Below are 15110 nucleotides of genomic sequence, written 5' to 3'. Positions count from 1 at the left end.
ACGATCATGTTTGATGCACTGCTGGATGAAGATGCCACCCAGCTGGCGGCGCGGGTGCGCGACGGCGAGGTTTCCGCGCGCGAGTTAACCCAGGCGACGCTGGATCGCCTGGAACAGCGGGAGCCGCTGATTCAGGCGTTTTGTACGCTAACGCCGGAGCGGGCGCTGGCACAGGCAGAGCAGATCGACCGCCGTCGTGCGCGCGGCGAGCCGCTGGGCGCACTGGCGGGGGTGCCGCTGGCGGTAAAAGATTTGATCTGTACCGCCGGTGTGCGAACCACATCAGGATCGGCCGCCTACGCCGATTTTATTCCCGAAGAAGATGACATCACCGTTGAGCGCCTGCTGGCGGCGGATGCCATCCTGCTGGGCAAGACCACCGCGCCGGAGTTTGGCTACAGCGGTGTCGGCCATAATCCCCTGTTTCCCTCACCGCGTAATCCCTGGGATGTGAGCAAAACGCCGGGCGGATCGAGTGCGGGATCCGGCGCGGCGCTGGCGGCGCGGCTGTGTCCGATTGCGCTCGGCAGTGATGGCGGAGGATCGGTACGAATTCCGGCGGCCCATTGCGGTGTCTATGGACTCAAGGCCTCGATGGGGCGGGTGCCGCTGTGGCCGGGCTGCCGCGATGAGCGTTATCCTGGCGTTTCCAGCTGGGAATCGCTTGAACATATCGGTCCGATGACGCGTAGCGTGCGCGACAGCGCGCTGATGATGTCGGTGATGGCCGGTCCGGACATGCGCGATCGGCACTCCATCCCATGCAGCGATGTTGACTGGCTCGCCAGTCTGGATCGGCCACTGCAGGGGTTGCGCATCGCTTTCAGCGCCGACTTTGGCTATATCGCCGTCGATGCGGAAGTGCGCGCCGTGGTCACCGCGGCCGCGCGTCGTTTCGCTGCAGCGCTGGGCGCAGAGCTGGAGGAGGTGGATCCCGGCATCGCTGACGAAAGCGCCAGCTTTGCTGCGCTGGTGGCGTTCGAAAGCGATCTGAGCGGCATGCGCCAGATGCAGAACCAGCTGGGAACAGCGATGTCACCGCACCTGAGTGCCATGCTGCAGCGCGACTGGCGCGCGGAGCATTTCACCGACGCCAATACCACGCGCAAAAAGCTCTGCAACCAGCTGTGGCGCTTTATGCAGCGCTACGACCTGCTGCTGTCACCGACGCTGGCGGTGCCGCCGTTTGCGCTGCACATGCAGGGCCCGGAAATCATTGATGGCCGCATGGTGCGCAGCGATCACTGGCTGTCGTTCTGCTTCCCGTTCAATTTTACCGGTCAGCCTGCCGCCTCGGTGCCTGCCGGCTTCACGGCCAGTGGTCTGCCGATCGGTATGCAAATTGTGGGTCGTCATCTGGACGATGGCCTGGTGCTGGCGGCCAGTGCCGCTTTTGAGCGCATCCAACCATGGAATCATCACTATCCTGCTGCTATTGGAGTTCTCCATGAGTAACAAATCTTCCCCTGCGCTGGAGCAGGAGTTCGAGCATGAGCCGGTGCCGCTTAGCCATCGCCACTCGACGGGTTCGGTGTCGGCGGTGTGGTTTGGCTTTCCGATGATCCTCACCAATGCGCTGTTCGGCGGCATTATCACCTGGCATCTTGGCTTCTGGCCGGCACTGCTGGCGATTTTGCTGGGTAACCTGGTGCTGTTTGCCTATGTCGGCGCACTTAGCTGGTTCGCCGGACATACCGGTATGAACTTCGCGCTGCAGGCGAAGCGGACCTTCGGCACCAAAGGCTATATTCTGGTGTCCGGCTTTCTTTCTACCGTGGTGATAGGCTGGTACGCCTTCCAGACCGGCCTGACCGGGACGGTGATCAACCAGACTTTTGGCTGGAATGCGCTGGCGGTCACCGCGTTTGCCATGGTGCTGTATACCGGCGTCACCTTTCTCGGGGTGCGGGCGCTGTCGGTGCTGGGAATGATTGCCGCTCCGCTGTTTGTGGTGCTGGGGCTGGTGGCGCTGTGGCTGGTGAGCAAGGATCATGATTTCACCACGCTGACCCAGTGGCAGGGCAGTCCGGCAGCCGCTGGCGCCATGAGCATGGGCACGGCGGTCACCATGGTGATTGCCGGCTTTGCGGATTCCGGCACCATGACAGCGGATTTTACCCGCTGGTCGAAGGACGGCAAATCAGCGGTGATCGCCGCGTTTTCCGCGTTCCCGCTGGCGAATGTGATTTCCTATCTGTTTGGTGTGGTGATTGTCGCCGTCGGCGCGGCGGTCGATCCGCTCAGCAACGGCGGTAACTTCCTGCCGCTGCTGATGGGGCACGGCATGCTGCTCTCCGTCATTGCCTTTCTGTTTGTGTTTATCAACCTCGGTTCGGTGTGCACGCACTGCCTGTATAACGGCGCGGTCGGTTTCAGCCATCTGTTCAGCAGCAATATGCGCCTGTGGACGCTGATCCTCGGGGCCATCGGTGGCGTGCTGGCGCTGGCCGGCGTGTGGTCCTTGTTCCTCGAATGGCTCAGCCTGCTTGGCATGGTGGTGCCGCCGTTTGGCGCAGTGATGATTGTTGATCTGATCTTTATGGCAAAAATCAGCGAACAGCGTCAAACCCGGCGCCTGCGCGGCAGCGCGTTCGCCGCCTGGGCCATCGGCAGCCTGTGTGCGGTGATGGCCCACCTCGAATTCCCGCAGTTTGGTGAAGCGGTTATCGGCCTGGTCACCGCAGCACTGAGCTATACGCTGATCGTGAAATGGAAACCGGAAAGTAGCACGGCGGTAATGGAGAAAAGCAATGCCTGATTATATCGTTGATTCAACCCCCTATCCGTGGCCGTTTGACGGCAACTGCACGGTGCAAAACACCGCGCTGCTGGTGATAGATATGCAAACCGACTTCTGCGGTAAGGGCGGCTATGTTGACACCATGGGTTACGACATCTCTCTTACGCGTGCACCCATCAAACCGCTGCAGCAGGTGCTGGCGCGCATGCGCGCATGCGGCTTCCCGATCATCCATACCCGTGAAGGCCATCGTCCGGACCTGAGCGATCTGCCGGCCAACAAGCGCTGGCGATCGCGGCGGATGCAGGCGGAGATCGGTGCTCCCGGGCCCTGTGGTCGCATTCTGGTACGCGGTGAGCCAGGCTGGGAAATCATCCCCGAGCTGGCACCGCTACCGGATGAAGTGATTATTGATAAACCCGGCAAAGGCTCTTTTTACGCCACCGACCTTGAGCTGATTCTGCACAGTCGCGGTATCCGCAACTTAATCATCAGCGGCATCACTACCGACGTTTGCGTGCATACCACACTGCGCGAAGCCAACGATCGCGGCTTTGAATGTCTGGTGCTGAGCGACTGCTGCGCGGCGACGGAGTTGAAACATCACGAGGCGGCGCTCAGCATGATTCATATGCAGGGCGGTATTTTTGGCGCAGTGGCGGACTCGGCAACGCTGCTGGCCGCGCTGAACAGCCCGGCAGTGGCGCGGGTGAGCTAATCCGGCAACGGACGCGAACGGCGGGCTGGCCAGGCGTTGAGGTGCCGGGCCAGCCACAACCGAACACCAACCCTGAACGGGCGTGATGATGCAGTCTGACCGGCCTCCGCCGGTCATGGCCAACCTCAGCCGACGTTGCCGGCAATCGTCAGATAGTCGGTATACATTTGCGGTGCGCCGGAGAACGAGGCCATGGTGCGCCATTCATCATACATACGCTCGCTCTCCTGATGGTTTTTCACAAACGTCAGCGATTTTTCGGTTGAGACGTCCATCGCCGGATGGAAGCTGTTGAGCGAGTCGAGACTTTCGATCACCAGCATCACTGCATATTGCTCACTTCGATTGCCGCCGGTGCCCTTCAGCATGTGAAACTTCCAGCCGGGATAGTCATCAATGCGCGCGACGTTCTCAATCATAAAGCGATCAAAGTCGGCAGCCGTCACGCCAGCGCGTAGTGCCAGATGATGAAAACCGACCACGCGTGCCACCGCAGGTTGAGCATCGGGCTGAAAGTTCGGGCCGGGCGGCAGTGAACTGTGGCGGTTTTCTGCCAGCAGCGAGAAGGTGGAGAACAGCGTTGGTAACTCCCCATAGGTGGCAAAGTTTTTCCACTCCTCAAGCAGCGCGCACGCCTCGGGCCGTTGTTGCCAGAAGGCGGTGGCCTCAGCCGTGAGTTCGCCAGCCGGTGTGATATAGCGGTCATAGTCTGCCTGGCTGGGAGCCTGATACAGCATCAGGTATTGTTCCTGGCGTTCGCCGCGCAGGCCTTTTAACAGCGACCATTGCCAGCCCGGATAAGCAGGAATCTGCGTGCCGCGCGCCTTGAGAAAGGCTTCGAAGGTCGCGGCATTAACGCCTTTCTTCAGATTGAGCCCGACGTAGTGCAGGCTGAACACCGGTTGCGTTGAGGTTGTCATAGAAACTCCTTGTGAATATGACAGGGCAGAGGCGCTACTTCGCTGTCAGAGCGAAACGCGCCGCGAAAGTCACCAGCAGCAACATCACGATGCCGGCGCTGAGCGTGGTGGTCAGGGACGTGAGCTGGGCGCTAAAGCCAATCAGCGCCGGGCCCAGCAGTAGTCCGGAGTAACCGCACAGCGTGACGGCCGGTATGGCGTAATGCGCGGCGACGTTGCGCTGGTTACCCGCCGCGTTGAACAGAATCGGCACGATATTGGCCAGACCGATACCCACCAGCACAAAGCCGAGCAGGGCGCTCCACAGCCAGACGGAGAAAATCGCTAAAGCCAGCCCTCCGCTGGCGACGAGACCGCCCCAGGTGAGAACGCGGCGACTGCCGTAGTGATTAATCAGCCGATCGCCAAACAGGCGCAGCGTGGCGACAGCCGTGGCGTACAGCGTGAAGCTGAAACCGGCCAGCTGCATCGACATGGCGCGTTCACTGTTCATAAACACCGCTGACCAGTCGAGCATGGCGCCTTCGGTGAGGAACAGCAGGAAACACAGCAGGGCAATCAGCACCACGTTACGGTGCGTCAGGGCGCGCAGCGTACCGCGCGTTGGTTTTGCATCCGTGCAACGACGGGGCAACAGGGCGCTATGGCTCATCAGCAGCAGCAATAAAATCAACACACACAGCGGCAGCAGCGCCAGCAGAGGCGCAACCTGTAGCCACAGCAGCAGACTCACCGCGCCGGCACCAGCAATGCTGCCAAGACTGTAAAAGCCGTGAAAGCCCGACATCTTGCTGACCCCGGCCTCGCGCTCCACGATCACCGCCTGATAATTCATGCTGACATCCATCAGTCCGTTGATCGCGCCGAAGAGCAACAGCGCGCCCGCCATCGGCAGTGGTGAGGACAGCAGCATCAGCAGCGGCAGATCCAGGGCCAGTCCGGCACCGCACAGCAGCAGCAGCGTGCGACAGCCAAAATGGGCTATCAGCGCGCCGGTAAAAGGCATAACTGACATGGAGCCTGCGGCGATACAGAACAGCAGCAGCCCCAGCATGCCGTCATTGATCGCTAGTTGCGCTTTGGCGAAGGGAATAAGCGGCGCCCAGGCGGCCATGCCCAGTCCGGCGATAAAAAATAGCGTGCGCGTCGCGCGCTGCTGGCGCAGGTTAAGCAGATTACTGTTCATCATCACATCCCGGTGTAGTACGGCGTTTAATCGCCTGGCCTTATCCATGGTCGGGCTACAGGTACACTGCAGCCTGTGCAGAGGCCCATAAAAACGTAATTAATATTTAACAGTAACAAGACTTGTCCTGGAAATGACGTAGCGTGTTCAGGTGGCTGTATTCAGTAGATTTTATTTATGGCATACACGGAAGGCATTTTAAAAAAGCGCGATGTGGGATGGGAACGTTATGACGGATAAAGTCGATAATGACAAAAAATATTATAATTAACTGAAATGCATGGTAATTAACCTGTGGTGATACAAACATCTCGCGCACTGTGTAGCGGTGCAACTTATTGCGCGATAAATCGCACCGCTATCCACCAGGTTGAATTACCTGCACGTTGCTTAACTGAACAGCAGCGTTGATGTCATTAATCGGCAATTAAGAATATAAATATAATTAATGATTACTCAGTGCATTTAACAACCTGCAACCGTAAGCGCCAGGCCTCTTCACTTACTCATCCAGCTGTAAATAGCAGACACGCAGGCGGTGCCCGTCCGGGTCCAGCGCGGTAAAGGTGTAGCCAAAGTCCATGCGCACCGGCGACTGAATAATGGTGATTTCACGCAGCACGCCCCATTCGTGATAAAGAAAATCGACATCGTCTTTGCGCGCGGTTTTAAACACAATTTCGCTACGCGCTGCACTGGCAGGCAGGGAGAGTGCGGGTTCAACGATATACTGCGACCAGATACCCAGTTTAAAGCCGCTCTCAAACACAAACATGGCAAAGGTCGGGCTGAGTTCTGCGGGTTTGATGTCGAACAGCGCGGCATAAAAGTCAGCACTTTTCACGACGTTGGGCACATAAATAATGGTCATATTAGCGGTAAGCATGGTGATCTCCTTGTGTGTTTACCGCTGCATAGTAGGGGGAGGCTGTGACAGATTTTGTCAGGAGTCTACCGGGTACCGCAGATTCTGATAATCCCGCCAGCGTTTCAGCAACTGATGACGCGTGCCGGGATAGAGTTCGCTGCTGACGCTGATCGCTTCAATGCGGTCGACGCGGAAATTGCGGAACTCCTGGCGCAGTTCGCACCAGCCGCACAGCAGGCGCACGCGTTCAAAGTAGCCAATCACCACCGGCCAGATGGTGCGCGTGGAGAGGTTATCCTGCAGATCTTTGTAGCGCAGGTTGATCTTGCTGCGCTGATGGATCGCCTGGCGAATCTGCGGCAGATGGGTTTCGAACAACGCTTCGCCCTGGGAGGCGATCAGCAGCGACTGGTGATCGATACTCTGCGTGAGATGCGGCGGAATCACAGCCTGGACTTTAGCCAGCGCATGGCGCGCGGCGGACTTAAGCTCATCGTCGGTGTGTCGGGTGACCCAGTTGAGCCCAAGCACCAGCGCATCAATCTCCTGACGGGAAAACATCAGCGGCGGCAAATGGCCGTCGGATTTCAGTAAATAACCAACGCCCGCGCTGCCCTCAATCTCTACGCCCTGCAGCTGCAAACTAAGAATGTCACGATAGACGGTGCGCACGCTGATATGCAGCTGCTCGGCGATACGCTGCGCGGTCAGCGGATAGCGATGACAGCGCAGCAATTGCAGCAGTTCAGGAAGCCGCTGAGTTTTAGACATGATACGCCAGCCTTAAGCGAAGAACGCGCGCCGCCAGGATTCAGGCGCGCAACAGTTGGCTTAATGTAGCCAAATCCGCCGTGCTTTGCAGCTCGCTGATAGCCAGTAACTGCTGCTGGCGCGCCGGCACTTCATGGCGCAGCGCCTGACGCAGTTTGGCCGCCACATCTACGCCATCCGCCAGCGACTGCTGCCGCGTGCGGCGCTGCTGCAGCTGACGACCCTCTTTCAGCGTCAGCGTGACGAGATGAAAACGCCGCGCCGGGTTGAGCGCATCGGGCGGCGCGGACGCATCCGGTGTGCGACGCACTTTGGCCGCCAGCGGCATCACCGCCGGATTAAGCGCACCTTCGGCAAAATCTTCCAGCCGCAAATCGTCATACATCAGCATGGCGGCAATCACGTACTCCAGGCTAAAGCGTGCTTCGATGCCGTTAGCCGGCACGCGAACTGCCGCCGCGATGTCACCACCCGGCGGGAAGGCGACCGTGATGTCATCAATATTTTCCAGCAGCGAGTTCAGCGAGTGGCCTTCCGCCAGCCAGGCGCGCCGCAGCAGACGTGCCGCTTCGGCAGCGCTGTGAGTTCCGGCGCAGGTGGGGAAGGGTTTGAACTCCAGACCGGGGGTACTGATGCGCCACGGCGCGCCCCAGTTTTCCACCAGTCGTTGCGGTTGCGCCTCGCCATTACTGCTGGCGGCGAGAAACGCGTCGAGCACGCCTTCATGCCGGCCATCGAATTTCGCCAGCGTCAGCTGCGCCGCCATCACCGCACGCTCTGCCGCCAGTCCGGCGTGCAGCGGCTTCACCGCTGAACCAAACTGAGCGCGCAGTCCGCTGGCCTGGGTCGCTGCGATGCCGATCAGCGTGGCGCAGTCGGTTGCATTAAGCTGCAGCAGACGTGCCAGCGCGGCCGCCGCCGCAAGCGTGCCCAGCGTGGCCGTGTTGTGATAACCCAGCGCATAGTGTTGCTGGCTGGCGGCCAGTCCCAGCCGGCCAGCCACTTCCACGCCGATGACATAAGCATCAAGGAACGCTTCGGCAGTGGCGGGCTGCTGTTGCTGCCAGGCAAACAGCGCAGGCAGAATCGCCACGCTGGGATGGCCGCGAAAATCGGCATGGAAATCATCGTAATCCAGCGCATGCCCGGCATAGCCCAGCAGTAACGCCTGTGAGCGTACGCTGCCGTCGCCATAAACCTGTCGCAGCGCCGGTAAGCCGCTATCCGGTACCTGCTGCTGTAACACCGGCCAGCTCACAGCCAGAAAATCCTGTATGCCAGTGCGCGCGGCATCACGTGCCGCCGTATCCGGCTGGCTTTGCAGGATGCGCTCAGCCAGCGCGACGCTCAGGTTCATGCCTGCTCCAGACTGCGCAGCGCCGCCACAGCGAGCTGCGCGAGGTAGCGTGACGTGGGCAGTAACACCGCATCATTGATGCGAAAAGCCGGATGGTGCAGCGCATAAGGTTCGCCAGTGCCGATCATCACAAAGGCGCCGGGCAGCTGTTGCTGATAAAAAGCAAAATCTTCGCCGATCGGGCTGGCTTCCACCACGCGCGCCTCAAGTCCGCTGGCGGTGGCCTGCTGCAGAGCAAAATCCGCCCAGTGCGCATCATTCACCACCGCAGGCGGACCGGCGTGCCAGTTAAACTCAACCTCTGCGGCAAAGGCCGCACCAAGGCCGAGCACGATTTCGCGGAAGCGCTGCTCCAGTCGCTCACGCGTGGACTGAGAGAAGGTGCGCACCGTGCCTTCCAGCCAGGCGCTGTCCGGAATGACGTTCCAGGTGCTGCCGCTGTGCAGCTGGGTGATCGAAACCACCGCGTTGTCAGCGGAGGGGGCGTTACGGCTAATCAGCGTTTGCGCCGCGGAGACAATCTGTGCCGCGATAACGATCGGATCGTTGCCCTGATGCGGTTTGGCAGCATGGCTGCCGGTGCCGGTGATGCGGATATCGAAGCGATCCACCGCCGCGGTCAGCGCACCGGCTTTGCTACCCACCACGCCAGGCGGCAGCGACGGATCGTTATGAATGCCGAAAATCGCCACCGCCTCCTGCAGCGCGCCGGTGGCGATGACATCCGGCGCGCCCTGGCCGGTCTCTTCGGCGGCCTGGAACAGAATCCGCACGCGGCCGGGCAGCGTTGCCTCCTGCTGCTTAAGCAGAATCGCCGCGCCGAGTGCAGCGGAAGCGTGAAAATCGTGGCCGCAGGCGTGCATCACGCCGGGACGCTCCGAGCGAAAAGCAACGTCCGACTGCTCTTCAATCGGCAACGCATCAATATCCGAACGCAGCACAATCAGCGGTCCCTGTACCGGGCCGACCTCCGCCACCAGACCTGTTTTCAGTGGCAAATCAACGATGCGAATCTGGTGCTGTTCCAGCTGCTGGCGCAGGCGGGCGGTGGTTTCAAACTCCTGATTAGAGAGTTCCGGAAAACGGTGCAGTTCGTGGCGAAAGGCGATCAGCTGCTCGCCCAGCGCTGTTTCATTCAGTTGGCTCATGCCTGGCTTCCTTGTGATGCCGCCTGGCGCGTCAGCCAGGCATCGTGCGCGGTTTCATCCAGCACTTTTTTCATATATTGCGTGATGTGGCCTTTGCCGAGATCGGTGGTGTGCATGAGCACAAATCCGCGCTTGCGATACATATCAATCAGCCACGGATGGCTGATGGCGGTACCGAGCGAAACCGCCGGTGCGCGTAACTGGCCGCGTAAAATTTCCTGCTCCAGGCGATCCTGAACCTGGCGGCCAAACTGCTGCCCCGCATAGTCCGGGTGGGCGCCAAACCAGCCGATGTGCGGCAGGCCGAACGGACCCGGCAACGGGCCCCATGGATAACGCACGGTGACCGAGGAGACCATCACGCCCTGGGCATACAGCGCATACACGCCGTGGCTTTGCAGATGCCGCCGCGTTTTCTCGCGGTCAGCGGTGGCCGCATCAAATTTGATCCCCAGCGCCAGCGTGGGCGCATAGGCGGCATGCATCAGCGCCTGATAAGTGTCCACTTCGTCTTCTGTGACCTGACGAAACTCAAGTGTCATAGCTATCCCCGGAAAACCGCCCGGCGGGCGATAAAGAAAGAAGGCTCAGAGTAGCAGTAAAGCGCTGACGGGCTATATGTGAAATCCGGATAAGCTAATGCAAATTTGTGAAAATGAAATGGCGGCTTTTTCATTGCACAAATCGCCATTTACCGTAGTATGCATAAAATACATAGCGCTATAACTATTTCGCATTAATCCTCTGAAATATAACAATTTTGTTATGGCGTTTTTCCTAATCAGGGTGACAACGTGTTAGCGATTAAATCTCCGCGTGCCTACGCACACGAACCGGGACTGCGTGCGCGCACCGGTGAATTCATTAAACCTTATGCTACGCATATCCGTATTTTCACCTCTCCGCGCGCCTGGCAGGCGGTTAATCCGCAATTAACGCAAAGTCTGGAAACCTGTGGTATTCGCTGGGAAATCGAGTATTTGCACGGCGAATGCACCGACGCGGCCATTGATACGCTGAAAAGCAATCTGCAACAGCAGCAGGCTGAACTGTTGCTGGCAATTGGCGGCGGGCGCGTACTGGATGCGGCTAAAGCGGTCGGCAGCCAGTTACCGGAAATCACCGTCGTCAATTTCGCCACCGTCGCGGCGACCTGTGCCGCCTGGTCGCCCGTGGCGATTATTTATGACGCGCAGGGCGGCCACGTGCGCAGCCAGCCGCTGGGCAAAATGCCTGAACTTGTACTGGTAGACAGCGAAGTGATTGCGCAAAGTGATGTGCGTTACCTCAAAGCGGGCATTGTCGACGCGCTGGCTAAATACTACGAGTTCTCTCCTTATCTGCGGCACAACCCCCACGATCTCGCCCTCGATCTTAAAGTGATGACCGCGCAGCGCGCGCTGGATGTCTATCGCCAGCACGGTGCCGCTGCCGTGCTGGCCAACCAGCAACAGCAGGTAACGCCGGAACTGGTGAAGGTGATCGATGCCAGTATTGTGCTGGCCGGCCTGGCCAACAGCGTGCGTGACGTGCTGCCAACGCCAGGCTTTGCCCATGCCATTCATAACCGTCTGACCCATCAGCCGGAGCTGCACCACTGGCTGCACGGTGAAAAAGTCGGTTACAGCCTGCTGGTGCAGTCGCTGATTGAGCACGACGGTGAGCCGGACGCCGCGCTGCTGGCGCTGCTGCGACAGTATGATATGCCGCTGACCTTAGCGCCGCTGCACGGCGATCGTCGCGCAGCCATCAGAAGCATTGCTGAACAGATCAAATTCCCGGCGGCCAGCGCCGAACGTCTGCCGTTCCGCATCAGCGCGGATGCCTTAGAGCAGGCGCTGCTGGCGACCGAGAACGCCTTTTAATTGTTATTGACCCTTTTATTGACCAGGAAAAAATATGGCTACTTCATCTTCACGCCGCATCCGTTTAGGGCTGTTTGTACAACCGGTTGGACAGCATGTGAGCGGCTGGCGGCTGACGGAAAATCTGGGCGATCCGACGGATATTGACTGGCTGATCACCATCGCGAAAAAAGCCGAAGCCGGTAAGTTTGATCTGTTCTTCGTGGGTGATGCACTGGCGACCAGCATGTATCGTCTGCCTTCCACCATGGCGCGTCTGGAGCCGTTAACGCTGCTGTCGGCGCTGGCGGTCAACACCAAACGCATTGGCCTGGCGGCGACCGCCTCGACCACCTTCAGCGACCCGTTCACCATGGCACGCAGCTTCTCGTCGCTGGACCACATTAGCCGCGGCCGCGCCGCCTGGAACGTGGTGACGTCGTTCTCTACCGATGTGGCGCGTAACTTCAGCCGCAGCGATATGCCTAATCATGCGGAGCGCTACGCTCGCGCGCGTGAATTCCTTGATGTCACCTATAAGCTGTGGGACGGCTGGCAGGCGGGGGCGGTGCAGCCCAACAAAGAGACCGGTCAGTACTTCATTGATGACAAAATTCAGCCGATTAACCACGTCGGCGAGCACTTCCAGGTGCAGGGCCCGCTGAACATTACCCGCTCACCGCAGGGGCGTCCGGTGATTATCGAAGCCGGTTCTTCCAGCGATGGGCAGAAGCTGGCGGCAGAGACCGCCGAGGTGATTTTCACCGCCTCGGCCAGCCTGGAAGAAGCACAAAGCTTCTACCGTTCGCAGAAAGATCAGGTGATTGCCGCCGGACGCAATCCGGATCACGTGGTGATCATGCCTGGCGTGATGCCGATTGTGGGCCGCACGCGCGAAGAGGCCAAAGCGCTGTGGAAAGAGCTCAACACGCTGGTTGATATCGACAACGGTCTGCGTCAGCTCTCGCTGCGCTTCAATATGGATCTGAGCCAGTATCCGCTCGACGGTCCGGTGCCGGAAGTGCCGCTGGGTGAAGGTAACCAGAGCCGCGTGAAACTGATGACCGACATGGCGAAACGTGAAAATCTGACGCTGCGCGAACTGGCCGCGGTAGCCGCCGGATCGCGTGGTCACCGGGTAATCGTCGGTACCGCGCAGGATATTGCCGATGACTTTGAGCTGTGGCTCAACGAGGGCGGCGCCGATGGTTTCAACATCATGCCGGCGATCATGTCCGAGCAGCTGGATTTGTTTGTGGAGCTGGTGATTCCGGAACTGCGCCGTCGCGGTCTGTTCCGGGAAGAGTACGAGTTCGCCACGCTGCGTGAAAACCTCGGCCTGCCGGTGGTGTGAGAGACAGACAGGAGCGAAACATGATCACCCTATCGAAGCGCGTACAGTCTGTGTCGCTCTCGGCTAACGCGGCGGCACGCCAGCTGACGCGCCAGCTAAAAGAGCAGGGCGTGGATATTCTTGACCTCACCACCGGTGAGCCGGATTTTGATACGCCCGCGCACATCCGTGCCGCCGCCAGCGCCGCGATGGATGGCGGTGAAACCCGTTATACGCCGACCAATGGCACCACCGCGCTGCGTAAAGCGGTGCAGGCCAAGCTGGCGTGCGAGAACCAGCTGCAGTTCGCGCTGGAGCAAATCTGTATCGCCAACGGCGCAAAGCAGATTATCTTCAACGCGTTTGCCGCGACGCTAAACGACGGCGACGAGGTGATTGTGCCCACGCCATACTGGCCAACTTTCCCGGACAGTGTGCGTTTCAACGGTGGCGAGGCGGTGCTGCTGCCTTGTCCGCTTGAGCAGCAGTACAAGCTGCAGCCGGCGCAGCTGGCGCAGGCGATCACTGAGAAAACCCGCTGGCTGGTGCTGAACAATCCCGGCAATCCCTCTGGCATGGTGTACAGCGCACAGGAGTTGCAGGCCCTGGCGACGGTGCTGCGCGATCATCCCAATGTGCTGATTATGCTGGATGAGCTGTACGAACATATCCTGTTTGACGATCGTCAGCACGTTAGCCTGCTGCAGGTGGCGCCGGATCTGGCTGAACGCGTTTTGCTGGTGGGAGGCGTGTCGAAAACCTATGCCATGACCGGCTGGCGCATTGGCTTTGCTGCCGGACCGCAGCCGCTGATTGATGCCATGGTGGTGGTGCAGTCGCAGAACAGTTCTGGTGCCAGCGCCATCAGCCAGGCGGCGGCGGTTGCAGCCTTTAACGGTGGGCTCGATTTCCTGCCACCGCAGCGCGCCGCGTATCAGGCGCGACGCGATGTCATTGTGCAGCAGTTGCAGCAGGTGGCCGGCATTGAAGTGCTGCAACCTCAGGGCGCATTTTTTGTCTTTTGTCGCTGTGCTGGTCTGTTGGGAAAAACCCGGCCTGACGGCGCCGTACTGCATGATGAACAGGATGTGCTGAATTATCTGCTGGAGAGCGGTGTGTCCGGCGTGGCGGGCAGTGCTTACGGCCTGTCGCCGTATTTCCGTTTGTCGATCGCCACGGATATCGATAGCGTTGAGGAGGCGGGTAAACGCATTGCGCGCGCCTGTGCAGCGTTAATCTGACGGGCGGGTGTGGGAAGGCGTAATAGCCTGATCACCTCGCGGCACACTTCATGAAAGGATTGCATGAAAGGATTGCATGAAAGCATTTCGGGTGCCGCGATACAGGGGCGGTGATGCGGCAATTAGCCGGTTCCGCCCCGATTTCCGGCGACTGGATTAAATCAGAAAATCATCCAGCGAACCGCCAGCGTCAATCGCTGACTTTATCGGCGAGGGAGTACGACCCTGACCGGTCCAGAATTTCTCATTACCCTGTTCGTCGGTAAATTTATACTTCGCCGGACGCGGTGCACGTTTTGCTTTGCTCTTCGTTTCACCCTGGTTTAATTGCGCCAGTTCATTAATTGTAATGCCGTCTTTGCGCAGCATCTCTTTATATAACGCCAGCTTCTCTTCTTTTTCGCGCTGTGCAGCACTCTCTGCAGCCGTCTCTTCGCGGCGTTCGGCGACCACCACGGCAAACTTCTCCAGCATTTCGTTTAATACCGCAACCTCAATATTACGTGCTTCAGCACGCAGCGTACGAAGATTGTTCAATGCCTTGAGTGCATCGCTCATGTATAAACCCTTATTACTGATATCACTGATTTGAAAGCGTGCATTCTACGGCAATTTTATTTAAATGGAAATATTCACCCGCCGACAGATTTGTCCGGAAATATGCCCCGACCTGTACAGTTTTTGATTGGGCGTAAAGATTTTTGTCTATTCATTGATTACGCATAAACATGTTAGCGACTGATTTAATATTGCCAGCCACCTACGTTAAGCCGTTCATTTAACATCACAGCATCTCACACAATATACGTCACGGCGATTTACAGCTTAATAAATGGCGTCATGTAAACAACGCAGCGATTGCTGCAGGGATTAAAAGCGTAACTGGTCCACCTTAGCGCAGAAAAGGAAACTTTATAAACACCTTTCCTATTGGCAGCGTAATTATAAATCAATGGCGGTGACCGGGTACGAAGCTGGTACATG

Annotated in this window: 14 protein-coding genes; 6 read left to right on the top strand and 8 right to left on the bottom strand. The window is 58.8% G+C overall.

Annotation, left to right across the window (positions count from 1 at the left end):
- Positions 1-6 precede the first annotated feature (6 nt).
- The 3 genes from C1Y42_RS10305 to C1Y42_RS10295 are packed head-to-tail and all read left to right on the top strand — an operon-like array spanning position 7 to position 3458.
- On the top strand, positions 7-1455 hold the full coding sequence (locus C1Y42_RS10305; RefSeq protein ID WP_021509018.1) for an amidase: 1449 nt from the start codon (positions 7-9) through the stop codon (positions 1453-1455).
- The gene (locus C1Y42_RS10300; protein ID WP_104093354.1) at positions 1448-2758 is read left to right on the top strand and encodes a cytosine permease; all 1311 of its coding nucleotides are present in this window, start codon (positions 1448-1450) and stop codon (positions 2756-2758) included. The genes C1Y42_RS10305 and C1Y42_RS10300 overlap by 8 nt, the downstream gene beginning before the upstream one ends.
- Entirely contained in the window at positions 2751-3458 is a 708-nt protein-coding gene (locus C1Y42_RS10295) for a cysteine hydrolase family protein (RefSeq protein WP_104093353.1), read from the top strand. Before C1Y42_RS10300 ends, C1Y42_RS10295 begins: the two co-directional genes overlap by 8 nt.
- A gap of 125 nt (positions 3459-3583) precedes the next feature.
- Here C1Y42_RS10295 and C1Y42_RS10290 read toward each other — a convergent pair whose 3' ends face one another.
- The 7 genes from C1Y42_RS10290 to C1Y42_RS10260 form a co-directional block, all read right to left on the bottom strand.
- Complete coding sequence (locus C1Y42_RS10290) at positions 3584-4378, bottom strand: hypothetical protein (protein ID WP_104093352.1); 795 nt, start codon at positions 4376-4378, stop codon at positions 3584-3586.
- A 34-nt stretch (positions 4379-4412) separates the two neighbouring features.
- Positions 4413-5567, bottom strand: coding sequence for an MFS transporter (locus C1Y42_RS10285; RefSeq protein WP_104093351.1), 1155 nt, complete (start codon positions 5565-5567; stop codon positions 4413-4415).
- A 499-nt stretch (positions 5568-6066) separates the two neighbouring features.
- A complete protein-coding gene (locus C1Y42_RS10280; RefSeq protein WP_104093350.1) occupies positions 6067-6450 on the bottom strand; it encodes a VOC family protein in 384 nt (127 codons plus the stop codon).
- 57 nt (positions 6451-6507) lie between these two features.
- Entirely contained in the window at positions 6508-7203 is a 696-nt protein-coding gene (locus C1Y42_RS10275) for a YafY family protein (RefSeq protein ID WP_104093349.1), read from the bottom strand.
- A 40-nt stretch (positions 7204-7243) separates the two neighbouring features.
- Positions 7244-8560: an MmgE/PrpD family protein gene (locus C1Y42_RS10270; protein WP_104093348.1), complete on the bottom strand. Its 1317-nt coding sequence runs from the start codon at positions 8558-8560 to the stop codon at positions 7244-7246.
- Complete coding sequence (locus C1Y42_RS10265) at positions 8557-9708, bottom strand: amidohydrolase (protein ID WP_104093347.1); 1152 nt, start codon at positions 9706-9708, stop codon at positions 8557-8559. The genes C1Y42_RS10270 and C1Y42_RS10265 overlap by 4 nt, the downstream gene beginning before the upstream one ends.
- Positions 9705-10250 (bottom strand): GNAT family N-acetyltransferase, encoded by a 546-nt coding sequence (locus C1Y42_RS10260; protein WP_104093346.1) that lies wholly within the window; start codon positions 10248-10250, stop codon positions 9705-9707. The genes C1Y42_RS10265 and C1Y42_RS10260 overlap by 4 nt, the downstream gene beginning before the upstream one ends.
- Before the next feature lie 252 nt (positions 10251-10502).
- Here C1Y42_RS10260 and C1Y42_RS10255 point away from each other — a divergent pair, with 252 nt between their 5' ends.
- The 3 genes from C1Y42_RS10255 to C1Y42_RS10245 are packed head-to-tail and all read left to right on the top strand — an operon-like array spanning position 10503 to position 14126.
- Positions 10503-11573, top strand: coding sequence for an iron-containing alcohol dehydrogenase family protein (locus tag C1Y42_RS10255; protein WP_058759090.1), 1071 nt, complete (start codon positions 10503-10505; stop codon positions 11571-11573).
- A gap of 34 nt (positions 11574-11607) precedes the next feature.
- Complete coding sequence (locus tag C1Y42_RS10250; protein ID WP_058770255.1) at positions 11608-12906, top strand: LLM class flavin-dependent oxidoreductase; 1299 nt, start codon at positions 11608-11610, stop codon at positions 12904-12906.
- A 20-nt stretch (positions 12907-12926) separates the two neighbouring features.
- On the top strand, positions 12927-14126 hold the full coding sequence (locus tag C1Y42_RS10245) for an aminotransferase class I/II-fold pyridoxal phosphate-dependent enzyme (protein WP_104093345.1): 1200 nt from the start codon (positions 12927-12929) through the stop codon (positions 14124-14126).
- 156 nt (positions 14127-14282) lie between these two features.
- On the opposite strand, the gene C1Y42_RS10240 is transcribed toward C1Y42_RS10245, so the two are convergent.
- Positions 14283-14684 (bottom strand): H-NS family nucleoid-associated regulatory protein, encoded by a 402-nt coding sequence (locus C1Y42_RS10240; protein ID WP_021509031.1) that lies wholly within the window; start codon positions 14682-14684, stop codon positions 14283-14285.
- Between the last annotated feature and the right edge of the window lie 426 nt (positions 14685-15110).

It is taken from the genome of Pantoea sp. ICBG 985, assembly GCF_002928365.1.
In the GTDB taxonomy this organism is placed as follows: domain Bacteria; phylum Pseudomonadota; class Gammaproteobacteria; order Enterobacterales; family Enterobacteriaceae; genus Pantoea; species Pantoea dispersa.
This window is presented reverse-complemented; position numbering and strand designations above follow the sequence as displayed.